Source organism: Nocardioides convexus (genome assembly GCF_011090295.1).
Genome location: NZ_JAAMYA010000001.1, coordinates 1535851 through 1552950, shown reverse-complemented (window position 1 = coordinate 1552950; position 17100 = coordinate 1535851). Strand labels below are relative to the sequence as shown.

25 protein-coding genes and 4 pseudogenes are annotated in these 17100 nt (G+C 72.0%); 22 read left to right on the top strand and 7 right to left on the bottom strand.

All coding sequences use genetic code 11. The features are described 5' to 3' along the window. Positions 1-62 precede the first annotated feature (62 nt). The 7 genes and pseudogenes from G5V59_RS11550 (at position 63) to G5V59_RS11515 (ending at position 5117) form a co-directional block, all read left to right on the top strand. A pseudogene (locus G5V59_RS11550) lies at positions 63-1450 on the top strand (cystathionine beta-synthase). A gap of 117 nt (positions 1451-1567) precedes the next feature. Next, positions 1568-2383: an ABC transporter permease subunit gene (locus G5V59_RS11540; RefSeq protein WP_278256522.1), complete on the top strand. Its 816-nt coding sequence runs from the start codon at positions 1568-1570 to the stop codon at positions 2381-2383. Between the two features lie 7 nt (positions 2384-2390). Further along, entirely contained in the window at positions 2391-3407 is a 1017-nt protein-coding gene (locus G5V59_RS11535) for an ATP-binding cassette domain-containing protein (protein WP_278259802.1), read from the top strand. 201 nt (positions 3408-3608) lie between these two features. Further along, complete coding sequence (locus G5V59_RS11530) at positions 3609-3998, top strand: ABC transporter permease subunit (protein ID WP_341351191.1); 390 nt, start codon at positions 3609-3611, stop codon at positions 3996-3998. Continuing rightward, positions 3977-4219 carry an ABC transporter permease subunit gene (locus tag G5V59_RS11525; protein ID WP_278259800.1) on the top strand — a complete coding sequence of 81 codons (243 nt, stop codon included), beginning with the start codon at positions 3977-3979 and terminating at the stop codon, positions 4217-4219. The genes G5V59_RS11530 and G5V59_RS11525 overlap by 22 nt, the downstream gene beginning before the upstream one ends. Then, entirely contained in the window at positions 4219-4821 is a 603-nt protein-coding gene (locus tag G5V59_RS11520) for a glycine betaine ABC transporter substrate-binding protein (RefSeq protein WP_278256521.1), read from the top strand. Before G5V59_RS11525 ends, G5V59_RS11520 begins: the two co-directional genes overlap by 1 nt. Continuing rightward, positions 4773-5117, top strand: a complete 345-nt coding sequence (locus G5V59_RS11515) for a glycine betaine ABC transporter substrate-binding protein (RefSeq protein WP_278256520.1) — start codon at positions 4773-4775, stop codon at positions 5115-5117. The genes G5V59_RS11520 and G5V59_RS11515 overlap by 49 nt, the downstream gene beginning before the upstream one ends. 79 nt (positions 5118-5196) lie before the next feature. Here G5V59_RS11515 and G5V59_RS11510 read toward each other — a convergent pair whose 3' ends face one another. Then, positions 5197-6060 (bottom strand): hypothetical protein, encoded by an 864-nt coding sequence (locus G5V59_RS11510; RefSeq protein WP_278256519.1) that lies wholly within the window; start codon positions 6058-6060, stop codon positions 5197-5199. Positions 6061-6228: 168 nt separating this feature from the next. On the opposite strand from G5V59_RS11510, the gene fdxA reads away from it, so the two are divergent. From fdxA to G5V59_RS11500, 3 genes are read left to right on the top strand one after another with little or no spacing between them, the layout of a single operon-like run. Next, positions 6229-6555, top strand: coding sequence for a ferredoxin (fdxA, locus tag G5V59_RS11505; protein WP_278256518.1), 327 nt, complete (start codon positions 6229-6231; stop codon positions 6553-6555). 7 nt (positions 6556-6562) lie between these two features. Then, the gene (locus G5V59_RS36500; RefSeq protein ID WP_341350920.1) at positions 6563-6916 is read left to right on the top strand and encodes a hypothetical protein; all 354 of its coding nucleotides are present in this window, start codon (positions 6563-6565) and stop codon (positions 6914-6916) included. Continuing rightward, positions 6871-7773: an aminotransferase class I/II-fold pyridoxal phosphate-dependent enzyme gene (locus G5V59_RS11500; protein WP_341351190.1), complete on the top strand. Its 903-nt coding sequence runs from the start codon at positions 6871-6873 to the stop codon at positions 7771-7773. Before G5V59_RS36500 ends, G5V59_RS11500 begins: the two co-directional genes overlap by 46 nt. Here the strand turns inward: G5V59_RS11500 and G5V59_RS11495 are convergent. From G5V59_RS11495 to dapD, 3 genes and pseudogenes are all read right to left on the bottom strand, one after another. Beyond that, a complete protein-coding gene (locus G5V59_RS11495; protein ID WP_278256517.1) occupies positions 7695-8063 on the bottom strand; it encodes a hypothetical protein in 369 nt (122 codons plus the stop codon). The two genes, G5V59_RS11500 and G5V59_RS11495, sit on opposite strands and share 79 nt — an antisense overlap. 43 nt (positions 8064-8106) lie before the next feature. Continuing rightward, complete coding sequence (locus G5V59_RS11490; protein WP_278256516.1) at positions 8107-8655, bottom strand: hypothetical protein; 549 nt, start codon at positions 8653-8655, stop codon at positions 8107-8109. A gap of 34 nt (positions 8656-8689) precedes the next feature. Next, positions 8690-9632 (bottom strand): annotated as a pseudogene (gene dapD, locus G5V59_RS11485) (2,3,4,5-tetrahydropyridine-2,6-dicarboxylate N-succinyltransferase). 69 nt (positions 9633-9701) lie between these two features. On the opposite strand from dapD, the gene G5V59_RS11480 reads away from it, so the two are divergent. Next, the gene (locus tag G5V59_RS11480) at positions 9702-10103 is read left to right on the top strand and encodes a hypothetical protein (protein ID WP_278256515.1); all 402 of its coding nucleotides are present in this window, start codon (positions 9702-9704) and stop codon (positions 10101-10103) included. An 11-nt stretch (positions 10104-10114) separates the two neighbouring features. Here the strand turns inward: G5V59_RS11480 and G5V59_RS11475 are convergent, their stop codons facing one another. Genes G5V59_RS11475 through G5V59_RS11465 form a run of 3 tightly spaced genes read right to left on the bottom strand, consistent with a single transcriptional unit; the run spans position 10115 to position 11372 of the window. Then, positions 10115-10273 carry an acyl-CoA thioesterase domain-containing protein gene (locus tag G5V59_RS11475; protein ID WP_278256514.1) on the bottom strand — a complete coding sequence of 53 codons (159 nt, stop codon included), beginning with the start codon at positions 10271-10273 and terminating at the stop codon, positions 10115-10117. A 2-nt stretch (positions 10274-10275) separates the two neighbouring features. Then, positions 10276-10911 carry an acyl-CoA thioesterase domain-containing protein gene (locus G5V59_RS11470; RefSeq protein ID WP_278256513.1) on the bottom strand — a complete coding sequence of 212 codons (636 nt, stop codon included), beginning with the start codon at positions 10909-10911 and terminating at the stop codon, positions 10276-10278. 2 nt (positions 10912-10913) lie between these two features. Beyond that, positions 10914-11372, bottom strand: a complete 459-nt coding sequence (locus G5V59_RS11465) for a DUF664 domain-containing protein (RefSeq protein WP_278256512.1) — start codon at positions 11370-11372, stop codon at positions 10914-10916. Between the two features lie 122 nt (positions 11373-11494). On the opposite strand from G5V59_RS11465, the gene G5V59_RS11460 reads away from it, so the two are divergent. The 11 genes and pseudogenes from G5V59_RS11460 to G5V59_RS11415 all read left to right on the top strand — a co-directional run bounded on the left by G5V59_RS11460 (position 11495) and on the right by G5V59_RS11415 (position 17081). Then, entirely contained in the window at positions 11495-11653 is a 159-nt protein-coding gene (locus G5V59_RS11460; RefSeq protein WP_278256511.1) for a hypothetical protein, read from the top strand. Positions 11654-11818: 165 nt separating this feature from the next. Beyond that, positions 11819-12289: a hypothetical protein gene (locus tag G5V59_RS11455; protein WP_278256510.1), complete on the top strand. Its 471-nt coding sequence runs from the start codon at positions 11819-11821 to the stop codon at positions 12287-12289. Beyond that, positions 12217-12840: a hypothetical protein gene (locus G5V59_RS11450; RefSeq protein ID WP_278256509.1), complete on the top strand. Its 624-nt coding sequence runs from the start codon at positions 12217-12219 to the stop codon at positions 12838-12840. Before G5V59_RS11455 ends, G5V59_RS11450 begins: the two co-directional genes overlap by 73 nt. Next, positions 12828-13586, top strand: coding sequence for a hypothetical protein (locus G5V59_RS11445; RefSeq protein ID WP_278256508.1), 759 nt, complete (start codon positions 12828-12830; stop codon positions 13584-13586). Before G5V59_RS11450 ends, G5V59_RS11445 begins: the two co-directional genes overlap by 13 nt. 235 nt (positions 13587-13821) lie before the next feature. Continuing rightward, positions 13822-14091 (top strand): annotated as a pseudogene (locus G5V59_RS36495) (class I tRNA ligase family protein); the annotation flags it as partial. Between the two features lie 67 nt (positions 14092-14158). Further along, entirely contained in the window at positions 14159-14545 is a 387-nt protein-coding gene (locus G5V59_RS36490; protein WP_341351189.1) for a class I tRNA ligase family protein, read from the top strand. 277 nt (positions 14546-14822) lie between these two features. Beyond that, positions 14823-15182: a hypothetical protein gene (locus G5V59_RS11435; RefSeq protein WP_341350919.1), complete on the top strand. Its 360-nt coding sequence runs from the start codon at positions 14823-14825 to the stop codon at positions 15180-15182. Beyond that, positions 15089-15481, top strand: a pseudogene (locus G5V59_RS11430) (class I tRNA ligase family protein); the annotation flags it as partial. The gene G5V59_RS11435 and the pseudogene G5V59_RS11430, both read left to right, overlap by 94 nt. A 58-nt stretch (positions 15482-15539) precedes the next feature. Then, positions 15540-16109 carry a class I tRNA ligase family protein gene (locus G5V59_RS11425; protein ID WP_278256506.1) on the top strand — a complete coding sequence of 190 codons (570 nt, stop codon included), beginning with the start codon at positions 15540-15542 and terminating at the stop codon, positions 16107-16109. Continuing rightward, on the top strand, positions 16049-16891 hold the full coding sequence (locus G5V59_RS11420) for a class I tRNA ligase family protein (protein ID WP_278256505.1): 843 nt from the start codon (positions 16049-16051) through the stop codon (positions 16889-16891). Before G5V59_RS11425 ends, G5V59_RS11420 begins: the two co-directional genes overlap by 61 nt. Beyond that, positions 16869-17081 carry a hypothetical protein gene (locus G5V59_RS11415; RefSeq protein WP_278260291.1) on the top strand — a complete coding sequence of 71 codons (213 nt, stop codon included), beginning with the start codon at positions 16869-16871 and terminating at the stop codon, positions 17079-17081. The genes G5V59_RS11420 and G5V59_RS11415 overlap by 23 nt, the downstream gene beginning before the upstream one ends. The last annotated feature ends 19 nt before the right edge of the window (positions 17082-17100 follow it).

The window sequence follows — 17100 nt, the reverse complement described above, 5'->3', positions numbered from 1 at the left end:
TGCGGGCTGCGGACGCCTTGCTCACGGCGGTAACTCTACGGAGGCACCGATACGGTGAGCACATGGAGTACGTCGAGTCCCTGCTGGAGTCGATCGGCAACACCCCGCTGGTCCGGCTCAACCGTTCCCTCGACCTGCCCGCCGACGGACCGTTGGTGCTGGCGAAGGTCGAATACCTCAACCCCGGCGGGTCGGTGAAGGACCGCATCGCCACCCGCATGATCGAGGCCGCCGAGAAGTCCGGCGCCCTCCAGCCCGGCGGCACGATCGTCGAGCCGACGTCCGGAAACACCGGCGTCGGGCTCGCGATGGTGGCCCAGCAGAAGGGCTACCAGTGCATCTTCGTGTGCCCCGACAAGGTGAGCGAGGACAAGCGCAACGTCCTGCGCGCCTACGGCGCCGAGGTGGTCGTCTGCCCGACGGCCGTCGCGCCCGAGCACCCCGACTCCTACTACAACGTGTCCGACCGGCTGGCGAGCCAGCCGGGGGCGTGGAAGCCCGACCAGTACTCCAACCCGCACAACCCGCGCTCGCACTACGAGGAGACCGGGCCCGAGGTCTGGCGCCAGACGGAGGGCCGGATCACCCACTTCGTCGCGGGTGTCGGCACCGGCGGCACGATCAGCGGCATCGGTCGCTACCTCAAGGAGCAGAACGGCGGCGTCCGGGTCGTCGGCGCGGACCCGGCCGGGTCGGTCTACTCCGGAGGCACCGGGCGCCCGTACCTCGTCGAGGGCGTCGGTGAGGACTTCTGGCCCGAGACCTACGACCGCGACATCGCGGACCGGATCATCGAGGTCTCCGACGCCGACTCGTTCGCCTTCACCCGTCGCCTGGCCCGTGAGGAGCAGATGCTCGTCGGCGGCTCGTCGGGCATGGCGGCGTACGCCGCGCGCCAGGCTCGCGCAGGAGCCTGGCGGCCGAGGGCCGGAACGACGCGGTCATCGTCGTCCTGCTGCCCGACTCGGGCCGCGGCTACCTGAGCAAGGTCTTCAACGACGACTGGCTCGCGCAGTACGGCTTCAGCACGGGCCAGCCGCAGCCGGCCCGCACCGTGGGGGAGATCCTGCGCACGAAGACCGGGCCGCTCCCGGCGCTCGTGCACACCCACCCGAACGAGACCATCGCCGAGGCGATCGGCATCCTGCAGGAGTACGGCGTCTCGCAGATGCCGGTCGTGCGGGCCGAGCCGCCCGTGGTGGCAGCCGAGGTGGCCGGCTCGGTCTCCGAGCGGGCACTGCTCGACGCCCTGTTCACCGGCAAGGCGCGGCTCAGCGACTCCGTCGAGCAGCACATGTCGCCGGCGCTGCCGACGATCGGCTCGACCGAGGACGCGCAGGCCGCCGTACCCCTGCTGGAGGGGGCCGACGGTGTGCTCGTGCACGAGGACGGCAAGCCGGTCGGCGTGCTCACCCGGCACGACCTGCTGCTCTTCCTCGCGCGCGGCTGAGAGTGTGACTCACCTCACAACGTCCGTTTGAGAACCGGCCGGGCCGGGTACCTGCGCCCGACAACGTGTCGGCGGGGGTGGCCGGCCCGGACCCGATCCGGACGGAGGTGTGTCCCCATGTGGGACTTCATCGTCGAGCGCCGTGAGGCGATCGCGTTCAACACCTACCAGCACGCGCTGCTGGTGGCCGAGGCCGTGCTCCTGGCGACCCTGATCGGGGTCGCCCTGGCGGTGCTCGTGACGCGGGTGCCGCGGCTGAGCACGGCCGCGGGACTGATCAGTGCCGTGGGGCTCACGCTGCCGTCGTTCGCGCTCATCGGCCTGCTGCTCCCGGTCGCCTCGATCGGGCCCACGACCGCGCTCATCGCGGTCACCTTCTACGCCGTGCTGCCGATCCTGCGCAACGCCGTCACCGGGCTGCAGGGCGTCGACCCCGCGCTGCTGGAGTCCGCCCGCGGGATGGGCCTCAGCGAGCCTGGCGGTCCTGTGGCGGGTGCGCCTGCCGCTGGCCTGGCCGGTGATCCACGCCGGCATCCGCACCTCGACCCAGATGTCGATGGGCGTGGCCGCGATCGCCGCCTACGCGCTCGGGCCCGGCCTGGGCGCCTACATCTACACCGGCCTGACCCAGATCGGCGGCGTCAACGCCGTCCGGTACGCCGTGGTCGGCACCGTGGGCATCGTGATCGTCGCTCTGCTCGCCGACCTGTTCCTGCTCCTGCTGGGGCGCCTGACGATCTCGAGGGGGGATCCGCGCATGACCACCACCGAACACCCCGAGCAGTCCGAGCAGTCCGAGCAGTCCGCCGAGGGGGCCGGGTCCGCGCGGTCGGTCAGCGGTGCCGAGATCGTCCTCACCGACGTCGTCAAGCGCTACCCGGGGCAGAAGGCCGCCGCCGTCGACGGGCTCAGCCTGAGCATCCCGGCCGGTGAGATCGTCATGTTCGTCGGCCCGTCCGGCTGCGGCAAGACCACCTCGCTGAAGATGATCAACCGGCTGATCGAGCCGACCTCGGGCACGATCACCATCGACGGCGTCGACATCCGCAAGCAGAGCGAGAACGAGCCTGCGCCGGCGCATTGGCTACGTCATCCAGGGCGGCAGCCTCTTCCCGCACATGACGGTGGAGCGCAACATCGCCGTCGTGCCGCGCCTCCTCGGCTGGGACTCCGGGCGGATCCACGACCGGGTGACCGAGCCTGCTGGACCTGGTCGGCCTCGACCCCGACCGCTACCGCGGCCGCTACCCCAAGGAGGCTCTCCGGCGGCCAGCAGCAGCGCGTCGGCGTCGCCCGCGGCCTCGCCGCCGACCCGCCGGTCATCTTGATGGACGAGCCCTTCGGTGCCGTCGACCCGATCACCCGCCAGCGGCTGCAGGACGAGCCTGCTCAGCATCCAGCGCGAGACCGGCAAGACGATCGTGTGCGTCACGCACGACATCGACGAGGCGATCAGGCTCGGGGACCGGATCCTGATCTTGCGCGAGGGCGCGCAGGTCGCCCAGTACGACACCCCGGAGGCCGTCCTCTCGGCGCCGGCCGACGACTTCGTGGCCGACTTCGTCGGTGCCGGCTCCTCGCTCAAGGCGCTCACCCTCGCCCGGGTCGGCGAGGTCGAGCTCCGCGAGACCGTGACCGCACGCATCGGCGAGTCCGTCGAGGAGGTCAAGCGGCGTGCCGAGGCAGCGGGGGAGAACTGCGTGGTCGTGCTCGACGAGCGCGGCCGTCCGGTGGGCTGGCCCTTCCTGCGCCAGGCTCCGCGGGACGAGCATCATGCGCCCCGAGGGTGACCTCGTCGACGTCGACGTCCGCGCCACGCTCAACGACGCGCTCGACACCATGCTCTCCAGGCTCCCACGGCGGGGCCGTCGTGACGGGGGACCGCGACCAGTTCCTCGGCGTCATCGACTTCGCCTCCGTCACCGACCACATCCGGGCCCTGGAGGCCGAGCAGTGAGCGCGGTGGCGGCGCCGGCCCCACCGGACGCCGGCGCCCGGCCCGCGAAGCCCTCGCGCTGGCGCAGCATCCCGCGCGACGACCGCGGCATGCTCGTGCTGCCGCCGGTCATGGTGGTGCTGATCCTCGGCGGCTACCTGCTGTGGCGTTCCTCCGCCGACCTCGACGACACCGAGCAGCGCCAGCCTGCGCTGGTCGACGGTGCGCACCCAGTTCGTCGAGCACCTGGAGCTCACGCTCGCGGCGTCCGCGCTCGTCGTGCTGGTCGCGGTTCCGTTGGGCGTCCTGCTCACCCGGGGCCGTCTGCGCCGGCTGGCGCCCGTGGTCGTCGGCGTCGCGAACGTCGGCCAGGCGGCGCCCTCGATCGGCCTGCTCGTGCTGCTCTACATCTGGCTCAACGACTACGGCTGGACCGGCTTCGGCGTCGCGGTGCTGACCCTGACGCTCTACGGCCTGCTGCCGGTGCTGCGCAACACCATCACCGGCCTCCAGGGCGTCGACCCGACCCTGGTCGAGGCGGGGCGTGGCATCGGCATGTCGCAGGCTCGCCGTCCTGGTGCGGGTCGAGTCTGCCGCTCGCGCTGCCGGTGATCATGACCGGTGTCCGCACCGCCCTCGTCCTGGTCGTCGGTACGGCGGCCCTGGCCACGTTCATCAACGGCGGCGGCCTCGGCGGCATCATCAACTCCGGGATCACCCTGTTCCGCTTCGAGGTGATGGTCGCGGGCGCCCTGCTCGTCGCCGCGCTCGCGCTCGCCGTCGAGTGGGTCGGCCGTCTCCTCGAGCTCCTCGTCCGGCCGAAGGGTCTGTGATGCGACACCTGCGCCCCCGCGTCCTCGCGGCCACCCTCGCCGCCAGCCTGGTGCTGGCGGGCTGCGGCCTGCGCACCGCCGGCGGCATCGTCCCCGACGCCACGCTGGCAGGGCCGCTGGCCGACGCGCCGAGCCTCGACGGCGTCGAGATCAAGGTGGGCTCGAAGAACTTCTCCGAGAACATCATCCTCGGCAAGATCGTGCTCATCCTCTTCAACGCCGCCGGCGCCTCGGTCAGCGACCTGACCAACATCCCCGGCAGCGCGTCCGCGCGACAGGCCCAGGCTCTCCGGCGCCATCGACGCGATGTGGGAGTACACCGGCACCGGCTGGCTGCAGTACCTCGCCCAGCCGACGGCGATCAAGGACCAGCAGCGCCAGTACGACGCCGTCCGCGACCTCGACCTGAAGCGCAACGACCTGGTGTGGCTGCCACCGGCGCCGATGAACAACACCTACGCCTTCGCGATCACCCAGGCCAGCGCGAAGAAGTACGGCATCACCAAGTTCGTCGCAGATCAAGAAGGTCCCGGCCGCCGAGCGCACCTTCTGCGTGGAGTCGGAGTTCCGCGACCGCAACGACGGCCTGGAGGGGATGCTGAAGACCTACGACGTCCCGCTCGACGAGGCCGGCGGGGTGCCGACGAAGAACCTGCGCACCTTCCAGACCGGAGCGATCTACGACGCCACCGCGTCGGGCAACTGCACCTTCGGCGAGGTGTTCACCACCGACGGCCGGATTCTCGCGCTCGACCTGAAGGTGCTCCAGGACGATCGCCGGTACTTCCCGAACTACAACGTCTCGCTCGTCCTGGGCAAGAAGGCTGCACGACGAGCACCCCGAGATCGAGGACCTGCTCGCTCCGGTCACCGAGAAGTCTCACCGACAAGGTGCTGATCAAGGCTCAACGCCGAGGTCGACGTGGACGGGCGCGAGCCCACCGACGTGGCCCGCGACTGGCTCGCGGACCAGGGCTTCATCGAGTGACGCTCAGGGTGACGGGCTCCAGGTAGCGCATCACGTGGTGGGGCGCGAGACCGAGCGCGTCCCACAGGGCGAGGCCGCCCGGATTCGCGGTCTCCACGTGCAGCCACACGGTGGTCGCACCCTGCTCGGCACCCCAGTCGAGCAGGCTCCGCGAGCACGTCGCCGGCGAGCCCGCGGCGGCGGTGCCCGGGCTCGACGGTGACGCCGTAGATGCCGAGCCAGTCCCCGTCGAGCGTGGCCTGGGCCTCGGCGAGCGGGTCGCAGCCGGTGCCGATCGTTGCGTGCGCCCGGAGGCCGGTGACGGCGAGCTCGGCGTCCTGGCGGCGCCGGCCCAGCGCGCGCCGTACGACGGCCAGGCCGGCCAGCCGCAGGCTCGGACTCGCCGTGGTCGAGCGGCACCCAGCCGGCGGCCCGCGCCTCGTCCTCGACGGAGGAGCCGGCCTCCACCTGGATGAGCGGGTCCCGCTCGCGGGCGGCGTAGAAGGCGACCACCTCGGCGAGGGCATCGGCCACCGGGCGGCCCGGGTCGCCGACCGCGAGGCAGGAGTTGGCCCGCTTGCGCAGCCGCCCCACCGGCGCGGGCTCTCGGCGCAGGCTCCCACTCGCCGAGCGGGACCCGCTCCAGGTCCGGCCACAGCACGCCGGTGCGTGCCTCGGACTCCCGCACGCCGACCCGCTGGCGCACCGAGGGGCGGGGCGGGACCGGCTTGCCGGAGACGATGTCGGCGAGCGCGATCTCGACCGCCGTACCGGTCTCCGGCTGCACGACGCAGGACGCGGCGTTCCAGGACAGGCAGACCCCGAGCAGGTCGGTGAAGGCCGGACCGCCGGTAGGGCCGGTCTCGCCGCGCACCAGGCGCCGGACCACGACACGCTGGCCGACGACGTGCGGACCGAGCAGGTGGCGTCCAGATTCGGGGGTCTGCGCGCATCCGCCACGGCCGGGATACTAGGCTGACCTCCGGTACGAAACCTATTCGTGCACATCTTTCGCAGAGCACCGTCTGGCCAGGAGGAACCGATGACCTACGTCATCTCGCAGCCGTGCGTCGACGTCAAGGACCGCGCGTGCGTGGACGAGTGTCCGGTCGACTGCATCTACGAGGGCAAGCGGATGCTCTACATCCACCCCGACGAGTGCGTCGACTGTGGTGCGTGCGAGCCGGTGTGCCCGGTGGAGGCCATCTTCTACGAGGACGACGTCCCGGAGGAGTGGAAGGAGTACTACGACGCGAACGTGAAGTTCTTCGACGACCTCGGCTCGCCCGGTGGCGCGGCCAAGATGGGTGAGATCGACAAGGACGCCGCGTTCGTGGCCGGCCTCGAGCCCCAGAACCAGGATCACTGAGCCTGACGTGATCGAGTCTGGGAGCCGTCTCGGGCCGGCTGCCCGACTTCCCCTGGGACCGCCTCACGGACCACGCCGCCACGGCGCGCGCCCACCCCGACGGCATCGTCGACCTCTCGATCGGCACCCCGGTCGACCCGACGCCCGAGGTGGCGCGGGCGGCACTGGCCGCGGCCGCGGACTCGCCGGGCTACCCGCTCACGGTCGGCACGACCGAGGTGCGCCAGGCCGTGGTCGACTGGCTCGCGCGCCAGCACGGCGTCACCGGGCTGGACCTGGACCAGGTGCTGCCGCTGATCGGCTCCAAGGAGTCTCATCGCCTCGCTGCCCTCCTTCCTGGGGCTGGGCGCGGACGACCTGATCGGCTACCCGGCACTGGCCTACCCGACGTACGAGGTCGGTGCGGCGCTGGTCGGCGCGAAGGCCGTCGCGACGGACGCGCTGACCGCCTTCGGCCCGGAGACGCCCGCACTGCTGTGGGTGAACTCCCCGTCCAACCCCTCGGGGCGGATCCTGCCCAAGGAGCACCTCAAGAAGGTCGTGGACTGGTGCCGCGAGCGCGGGGTGCTGCTCGTCTCCGACGAGTGCTACCTCGACTGCGTCTGGGAGGGCGAGGCGCACTCCGTCCTGCACCCGGACATCTGCGGCGGGTCCGCCGAGGGCATCCTCGTCGTGCACTCGCTGTCGAAGCGCTCCAACCTCGCGGGCTACCGCTGCGCCTTCGTCGCCGGCGACCGCGCGGTGATCGCCGGTTCGCTGGCGGTGCGCAAGAACCTCGGCCTGCTCATGCCCGGCCCCACCCAGCACGCGATGGCCGCCGCGCTCGGCGACGAGACGCACGTGGCCGAGCAGCACGAGCGCTACCGCGCGCGTCGTACCCGGCTCCGGGGGGCGCTGGAGGCGGCCGGCTACACGATCGACCACTCCGAGGCCTCGCTCTACCTGTGGACCACGAAGGGTCCCGACGGCCCGGACTCCTGGCGACTCGTCGCCGAGTCTCGCCGAGAAGGGGATCCTCGTCGCGCCGGGTGCGTTCTACGGCACCGCCGGCGAGCGGCACGTGCGGATCGCGCTCACGGCGACCGACGAGCGGATCGACGCCGCCGTCGCCCGCCTCACCGCCTGACCGGGAGCCGGGGTCAGCGGAACACGTCGATGTGGACGTGGTCGCGGTGCTCCAGGATCGCCCGGTCCCCGGGGGAGTCCGGCGGGTCGTAGTCGCGCCAGCCGTCCCGGCCGGCGGTCCAGATCCGGTCGTCGAAGATGACGGTGCGGACGTCGAGGCGGGCGGCGTTGGCGACCGCCCACTGCGCCATCGCCCAGCCCCGGGCGTTGTTGGCGGCGTTGACGGGGCGCACGAAGACGTCGATCGCGCGGCCGTCGTAGTGGGCCGAGCCCTCCATGTGCCCGGTGCTCACGCCGTCGGGGTCGAATCCTCCGAGGGAGAGCCGCCCGAAGCGCTCCAGCAGATCCTTGCGGACGGCATCGGCGCGCGGGGTCAGGCCCATGCCGGTCGGCTCGGTGTCCGCCTCCGGAGCCCCGCCGTCGAGGTCACAGGTGAAGGCTCGCGGGGGAGTGGCCGGTCAGGGCGGAGGCCAGGGCCCGGCCGTCCTCCTCGTGGTCGGCGTAGGCGTCCGGGTACGCCGAGCGCTGCACCCGCTGCGCCGCCACCGTGATCTCCATCGACTCATAGCCTCGCACCCGGGCCAGTGCGTCGTAGAAGGCGTTGGTGGCGTAGACCGGGTCCAGGATCTGCTCACGGCTGCCCCAGCCCTGGGAGGGCCGCTGCTGGAAGAGGCCGAGGGAGTCGCGGTCGCCGTAGTCGATGTTGGTGAGCTTGGACTCCTGGAACGCGGTGGCCAGGGCGATCGAGGCCGCCCGTGCGGGCATCCCGCGCCGGACCGCCACCGCGGCGATCAGGGCGGCGTTCTCGGCCTGCTCGCCGCTGATGTCGACGGTGTGCCCGTTGACGGTCACCGTGCAGTCGCCGGAGGGGCCGCCGACGATGGAGTCGGTGGCCTTGAGCACGGCGAAGCCGACGGCCACCACGGTCGCGACGACCGCCAGGCCGACGACCATCGCCAGAGCACCCCGCTTCACGGCTCCCAGTGTCCGGCCCTGGCCAAGCGCGAGGTCAGTTCGCGTGCAGCGCGGCGTTCAGGGCGATGCCCTCGCCCTGCCACGGAACCGCCTCGATCGCACCCGAGACGGAGTTGCGGCGGAAGAGCACGTTGCTGGCACCGGAGAGGCTCGGCGGCCTTCACGACCCGCGCCTCCTGGCCGGGCTCCAGCACGGTGACCTTGGTGCCGGCGGTGACGTAGCAGCCCGCCTCGACGACGCAGTCGTCGCCGAGGGAGATGCCGATGCCGGCGTTCGCGCCGAGCAGGCAGCGCTCGCCGACGGAGATGACCTGCTTGCCGCCGCCGGACAGGGTGCCCATGATCGAGGCGCCGCCGCCGACGTCGGAGCCGTCGCCGACCACCACGCCGGCCGAGATCCGGCCCTCGACCATGGAGGTGCCGAGGGTGCCGGCGTTGAAGTTCACGAAGCCCTCGTGCATCACGGTGGTGCCGGAGGCGAGGTGGGCGCCCAGGCGCACCCGGTCGGCGTCGGCGATCCGCACACCCCCCGGGAGGACGTAGTCGACCAGGCGCGGGAACTTGTCGACGCCGTAGACGGTCACGTGCTGGCCGGCGGCCTGCAACCGGGCCCGGGTGGTCTCGAAGCCCTCGACCGCGCAGGGGCCGGCAGAGGTCCACACGACGTTGGTGAGCAGGCCGAACTGGCCGTCCAGGTTGAGCCCGTGGGGCTGCACGAGGCGGTGCGAGAGCAGGTGCAGGCGCAGCCACACCTCGGCGGTGTCGGCGGGGGCGGCGTCGAGGTCGGCGATCGCGACGAGGTTGACCTTGCGGGTGACCCCGCGGGCCTCGTCGGAGCCCTCCAGCGCGGTGAGCTCCGCAGGAGCCTGCGCGTCGGCGGGCTGCTCGCCCAGCGCGGGCGCGGGGAACCAGGTGTCGAGGACGGTCTCCCCGTCGGCGGCGTACGTCGTCAGGCCGAAGCCCCATGCGGCAGTCACGTGAGCAGAGTCTAGGCGCTGGGGAACCGACGGCACGCCGCCGCCGTCCGAGCGGGCATGACTCGTCGTGTGACCTTGCCCGCAGCCGGGCTGGCCGTGCTCGCCCTCGTCGTCCCGGCCGGCATCTCGGTCGCTGCCGCGCTCGGCGGTGACCACGGACCGGTCGGTCTGGAGGTCACCGTGCAGGACTGGACCGGCTGGTCGCGCGAGCAGCCCGCGCCGTCCACCCGGACGGTGCGGGTGGACGAGGACGACCACTTCACCGTCGACGCGGTCGGCGGTGACATCACGATCACGGTCGTGGCGATCAGCGGCGGCGAGGTCCGGGTCGAGACGGACGCCAACCTCGCCTCGGGCGGGAGCCTACGACGACCTCGACGACAGCCTTCCGCCTGGACCGCCCCGGCTCGGTGGAGCCTGCAGACCCCCACCATGGACGGCGGTACGACGATCAGGCTCGCCGCGCGCTGAAACCCTCCGGGTCAGCCGTTGGCGAGGATCGCCAGCTGCCGGCCCTGTGCGACCAGCCGGCCCTGGTCGTCCCACGACTCGACGTCCTCGTCGTGGTAGCCCGCGATCACGTGCCGCGAGACGACGTGGCCCAGGGCCCACACGGTCTCCGGGCGGCGCCGGTAGTGCACGGTCAGCCTGGATCGTCGCCGACGCGAGGTGGCCGATCTCCGCGGTGACCGGCGGGAAGGCGTCGACCATCGCGCCGGCCAGCAGGGCGTCGACCGGTCGCTCGTCCGCGGCGCGGATCCAGCACAGCGACTCGGTGGTGCCGCTCGGCTCGCCGGTCAACCACCCCGGTGCCTGCGGCGCACGGTAGGCGTAGCGGTCCAGGATCGGCACCATCCCCTCCGGCACGAGCGCGCTGACGTCCACGCAGTCCTCCGGTGCGGGCGCCGGCGGCGCGCCGTGCGGGGTGTGGGTGAAGTCTGCCGGTCGCGTCCCAGTCGTGGGTGCTCACCACGGCGTGGGCGATCTCCTTGCCCTCCTGGACCAGCACCGCGTCGTACGTCGAGATGCGGCGGCCCTTGCGCACCTCGCGGACCCGGATCTCGCCGGGTCCGGGCAGGCCCGGGCGGAAGTAGGTGATCGAGATGCTCAGCGCGTCCGGGTGGGCGGACTCCTGGAGCACGGCGTGCTGCAGGAGGGCGAGCACGTAGCCGCCGTTCGGCGTCCGGTTGGCGGTGTTCCAGTCGGCGGTGAGCCGGACCAGGTGCACCCCGTCGCCGGTGCGCTCGGAGGCGACGGCCTCGTCGAGGAGGTAGCCCATCGTCACTCGCCGGTCACGCCGTCGATGCACTCGCGGAGCAGGTCCGCGTGCCCGCAGTGCCGGGCGTACTCCTCGATCATGTGCACCAGGACGTCGCGCACGCTGGCGGTCTCGGTGCCCTGGCGGAAGGTCACCTCGCGGGCCAGGTCGTCGTCGGTGGCGGCGTCCAGCCAGGCGTCGGCCCGGGCGACCTGCTCGTGCCAGGCGGCCCAGGCCGCGGCGACGGCCTCGTCGGTCGGCTCGACCTGGGCGAAGCCGGCGTCGCCGTCGTCGTAGATCCGGTCCTGCTCGACCTCCACCAGCGCGCACTGGAACCAGAAGTGCTCCACGCGCGCCAGGTGCCGCACCATCCCGAGCAGGCTCAGCGAGCTCGGCGGCACCGAGCGGGTCGCGAGCCTGCGCGGGGGACAGGCCCGCGCACTTGCGCACCAGGGTCGCGCGGTACTGGGAGAGGTAGTCACGGTAGTTCGCCAGGCTCGCCGGTCATGGCGCTCAGCCAACGCCAGGACCACTGCTCCCGGCAAGTTAGCCTGGGCGGGAACCGCTCGGGACGGGAGAGACGATGGACGTGGCACCGGGACGAATGCTGGGGCGCTACCGCATCGAGTCCCTGCTGGGTCGCGGTGGCATGGGGAGCGTGTACGTCGCCACGGACACCGAGCCTGGGCCGGTCGGTCGCGCTGAAGGTGATCAGTGCGGAGTACGCCGAGGACCCCGAGCTCGCCTCCCGCTTCCGCCGTGAGGCAGAGGTGCTGGCCAGTCTCGACTCACCGCACGTCATCGCGATCTTCGACCACGGTGTCTCCGACGGCACGCCGTACCTGGTGACGCAGGCTGGTGCGTGGCGGTGACCTGGAGGCGCTGGTGCGGGCCCGGGGACCGCTGCCGGCCGAGTCTCGCCGTTCCCGTGGTGGCCCAGGTGGCCGGTGCGCTCGACGACGCGCACCGCGCCGGTGTGCTGCACCGCGACATCAAGCCGGGCAACGTCTTGCTGCGCGACGCCGACGACCGGCCCCTCTTCGCCTACCTGTGCGACTTCGGGATCGCGCAGCCCGCTACCGGCACCCGGCACACCCTGCCCGGTGACCTCGTCGGCACGGTCGCCTATCTCGCGCCCGAGCCTGTCCGCGGGGGAGCCGGCCAGCCCGGCGAGCGACGTCTACGCGCTCGGCTGCCTGCTCTGGTACGTCGTCGCGGGCTGGCCGCCGTACGAGGGAAGCATCGCGGCTCTGCTCGAGGCCCACCGCAGCGCCCCGGTGCCGCAGACTCGCGGAGGACGTCGCCGACGCCGCCCGGATCAACGCGGTGCTGCGCATCGCCATGGCCAAGGACCCCCGCCAACGGTTCGCCAGTGCCGCCGACGTGGCGGCCGCGCTGACCGCTCCGGAGCCGCTCCCTTCGGCTCGCGCCGCGCTCGCGGCACCGCCTGCGCGGCGCCGGCGCCGCCGGAGAGCACTGGCCGTCGGCGTGCCGGTCGTGGCCGGTGTCACCGCCCTCACCCTCGCCCTCACCCTGCGGCCGTGGGCCGACGACGCAGACCCCTCGGCGACCGGTGGGGAGCGCGACGCCCCGGCCGCGCGGGAGCCCGCCCCGGCGCCGTACGACGGGCCGGTGGCATTCGACCTCGACGGCAACGGCTTCGGCGACCTCGTCGCCTTCGACGGGGACGAGGCGCCCGGCTTCGGCGTGACCTACTACTCCGACGGCACCTCGCTCACCCGACGCCCGCGCACGGACCCGGAACGGCGCCTCGCCTCCGCCTGGGGCGACATCGCGCCCGGCACCCGCGGGCTCGAGCAGGTCTCGATCGTCTACCGCGGCAGTCTCTCAGAAGATCGTCGTGCTGGTGACCGACGATGCCGGGCGCACACTCAGCACCCGGCCGACCTCGATCGAGTCTCGACACTGCCAGCGGTGTGGACCTCGTGACCGGGGACTTCGACGGCGACGACGACGCGGACGTGGCGCTGCTCCTCCAGGACGCCCGGAAGAGGACCCGGCTCGTCGTGCTCCGTGCGACCGGCAACGGCGTGCTGGCCGCACCCGCGGGATGGGGCACCCCGGCCGACGCCGTGCCGGACGCCAGCGGCCTGTGGGCCGAGGACGCGGACCGCGACGGCCGCGACGACCTGCTCCTCGCCGCCCCGACCCAGCCGATTCCCGACGGCGTCGACCCGGCCCGGTACGAAGGCGCGACCGGCTTCCAGGTGATGCGCTCGACCGGCACGGCGTTCGACGTGGGGGGCGAGCGGGTGCCCGAGCCGCTGATCGACGTCGGTGTGAGCGTGCTCGACGACTTCCTCGCGACGGGCGGGGTCTCCGACGCGACCGTGGTGATCCGTGACGGCAAGGTCCAGGTCCGTCTCTTCGAGTACGACGGCCAGCGCTTCGCCGCCCGCGGGAATCCGCAGGTCTTCGACTGGGAGGGTGGCGACGTCAGCGACCACGAGGCCGAGCCGGGCGTCGCGGCGCCGCGGGTCACCCGCGCCGACTTCGACGGTGACGGATACGTCGACCTGGCGTTCGCGTTCACCGCCACCGCGACCGGCGACGAGCCGATCTGGGTGATGTCGAACCGCGCAGGCACCTTCGAGGCGCCGCGGCGCTGGGGCGTGCTCGGCGCCTGCGAGAGCGCTGGGTTCTGCGTGAACGCGATCGACGACCAACGCGCCTGAGCGAATCCGATTCGCGGGCACGGCCCGTGCGCCGTACGCTTTCCCCACAGCGTTCGAGCCGTCATCAGCGGCGAGCTCCGGGAAGAAAGCCCGACAGGGCAAGTAGAACCCGGCGGGCAGGCCCGTCACAGCCGTAACGAGGGGCCCGTGAGGGCAAGCAGGGTGGTACCGCGGTCCGAGGATCGTCCCTGCGGCACAGCCGCAGACGCAGACGAACCCAGGAGAGCGAAGCCCGATGACCTACCCGAAGGTCAGCACCGACCCGACGACCGACCAGGGCGCCGTGCCCGGCTCCCCGCGCTTCCCCGCGATCGAGGAGCGGGTCCTGGCCTACTGGGCCGAGGACGACACCTTCCGCGCGTCCGTGGAGCAGCGTGACCCCGGGGCGAACGGCGAGAACGAGTTCGTCTTCTACGACGGCCCGCCGTTCGCCAACGGCCTGCCGCACTACGGCCACCTGCTGACCGGCTACGTCAAGGACATCGTGCCGCGCTACCAGACGATGCGCGGCAAGCGGGTCGAGCGCCGCTTCGGCTGGGACACCCACGGCCTGCCTGCCGAGTCTGGAGGCGATGCGCCTCAACGGGATCAAGACCACCGACGAGATCGTCGAGATGGGCATCGACAAGTTCAACGACGCCTGCCGGGCCTCGGTGCTCAAGTACACCGGCGAGTGGCGCGAGTACGTCACGCGCCAGGCGCGCTGGGTCGACTTCGACAACGACTACAAGACCATGAACCCGGAGTTCATGGAGTCGGTGCTGTGGGCCTTCAAGAGCCTCTTCGACAAGGGCCTGGTCTACGAGGGCTTCCGCGTCCTGCCCTACTGCTGGAACGACGAGACCCCGCTGTCGAACCACGAGCCTGCGCATGGACGACGACGTCTACAAGATGCGTCAGGACCCGGCCGTCACGGTCGGCTTCGAGGTCACCACGCCCGGCGAGCCTGCAGGGCGTGAAGCCTGCTGATCTGGACCACGACGCCCTGGACCCTGCCGAGCAACCTCGCGGTGATGGTCGGCTCCGAGATCGACTACGTCGTCGTGGACCACGAGGGTCAGCGCCTCGTGCTCGCCGAGGCCCGCCTGGCGGCGTACGCCCGCGAGCCTGGGCGACGAGCCGACGATCACCTGGCGGGGCACCGGCGCCGACCTCGTCGGGCTCGTCTACGCACCGCCGTTCACCTACTTCGCCGACCACGCGAACGCCTTCCGCGTCGTCCCCGCCGACGAGGCCGTGACCACGACCGACGGCACCGGGCTGGTGCACAGCGCCGGCGCCTTCGGTGAGGTCGACAAGGAGGTGACCGACCGTGAGGGCATCGAGCCGGTCATGCCGGTGGGCAAGGACGGCCGGTTCACCCACCCCGTCACCGAGTACGCCGGGATGCTGGTCTTCGACGCCAACCCGCACATCATCGACGACCTGAAGGCCGCCGGTGGCGCGGTCACGCCCGGCACCGTGCTGCTGCGCCGCGAGACCTACGACCACTCCTACCCGCACTGCTGGCGCTGCCGCGAGCCCCTGATCTACAAGGGCGTGAGCAGGCTGGTTCGTCGAGGTCACCGCGATCAAGGCGCGGATGGCCGAGACTGAACCAGGAGATCCGCTGGGTCCCCGAGCACATCAGGGACGGGCAGTTCGGCAAGTGGGTCGACAACGCCCGCGACTGGTCGATCACCCGCAACCGCTTCTGGGGCTCGCCCGTGCCGGTGTGGAAGTCGGACAGCGAGGAGTACCCGCGGATCGACGTCTACGGCTCGTTCGAGGAGATCGAGCGTGACTTCGGCCGGTTGCCGCGCAACGCGCAGGGCCTGCCGGACCTGCACCGGCCGTGGGTGGACGACCTCACCCGGCCGAACCCCGACGACCCGACCGGGCAGTCGACGATGCGCCGCGTCCCCGACGTGCTGGACGTGTGGTTCGACTCCGGCTCGATGAGGCTTCGGGCAGGTGCACTACCCCTTCGAGAACAAGGAGTGGTTCGAGGAGCACTTCCCGGCGGACTTCATCGTCGAGTACATCGGCCAGACCCGCGGGTGGTTCTACACGCTGCACATCCTGGCGACCGCGCTCTTCGACAAGCCTGCCTTCTCCTCCTGCATCAGCCACGGCATCGTGCTCGGCTCCGACGGCAACAAGATGTCGAAGTCGCTGCGCAACTACCCCGACGTGGCCGAGGTGTTCGACCGCGACGGGGCCGACGCGATGCGCTGGTTCCTCATGGCCTCGCCGATCCTGCGCGGCGGGAACCTGGTCGTCACCGAGCAGGGGATCCGCGACGCCGTGCGCCAGGTGATGATCCCGCTCTGGAACACCTGGTACTTCTTCTCGCTCTACGCCAACGCCGAGAACTACGAGGCCAACGTCGGCCGCGCGGAGTCGCTGGGCTCGACCGACCCGCTCGACCGCTACCTGCTGGCCAAGACCCGGCAGTTCGTGGAGAAAGTCTGTCGGCGGAGATGGACGACTACGCCATCGCGGACGCCTGCGAGACCACCCGCACCTTCCTCGACGTGCTGACCAACTGGTACGTCCGGCGCTCGCGCGAGCGCTTCTGGGAGGGCAAGCCGGAGGCCTTCGAGACGCTGGCCGCCGTGCTCGACGTGGTCTGCCGCGCCGTGGCGCCGCTGCTGCCGCTGACGACCGAGGAGATCTGGCGCGGGCTGACCGGCGGCCGCTCGGTGCACCTGACCGACTGGCCCGATGTCGCCGGCCTTCCGGCCGACGACGCCCTGGTGGCGGCGATGGACCAGGTCCGCGAGGTCTGCTCGGCCACCTCCGCGCTGCGCAAGGCCGCCCGCCTGCGCAACCGGTTGCCGCTGTCGGCGCTCACCGTCGTGGTGGACGACCCGGCCGCGCTGGAGCCCTTCGCCGCGATCGTCGCCGACGAGGTCAACGTGAAGACGGTCCGGCTGCTGGCCGCGGACTCCACGGAGGCCGCGGGCTTCGGTGTCGAGCAGAAGCTCACCGTCAACGCACGGGCCGCGGGTCCCCGCCTCGGCAAGGACGTCCAGGTCGCCATCAAGGGCGCCAAGTCCGGTGACTGGGCGCTCGATGCATCCGGTGCGGTCGTCGCCGGTGGCCTCGCGCTGGTCGAGGGCGAGTACACCCTGGAGACCGTCGTCGGCTCCGCCACCGCGGACGTCGCGACCGGGATGCTGCCGGGCGGCGGCTTCGTCGTGCTCGACACGGTCGTCACCCCCGAGCCTGGCCGAGGAGGGCCTCGCGCGCGACCTGGTGCGGGCCGTCCAGCAGGCCCGACGCGACGCGGACTACGACGTGACCGACCGGATCGAGCCTGACCATCGGCGGCAGCCCGGCGGTGCTCGCGGCGGCCCGCACCCACGAGGCGCTGATCGCGGGGGAGACCCTGGCGACGTCGTACCGGGTGACGGAGCAGGCGGATGCCGGCGGGGTCGAGGTCGTGGTCGGCGAGGGGGAGAGGGCCGCGATCTCGCTCGTGCTCGCCTGACCGGGGCGAGCCGGGCGTAGGATGCCTGGGCACGACCGC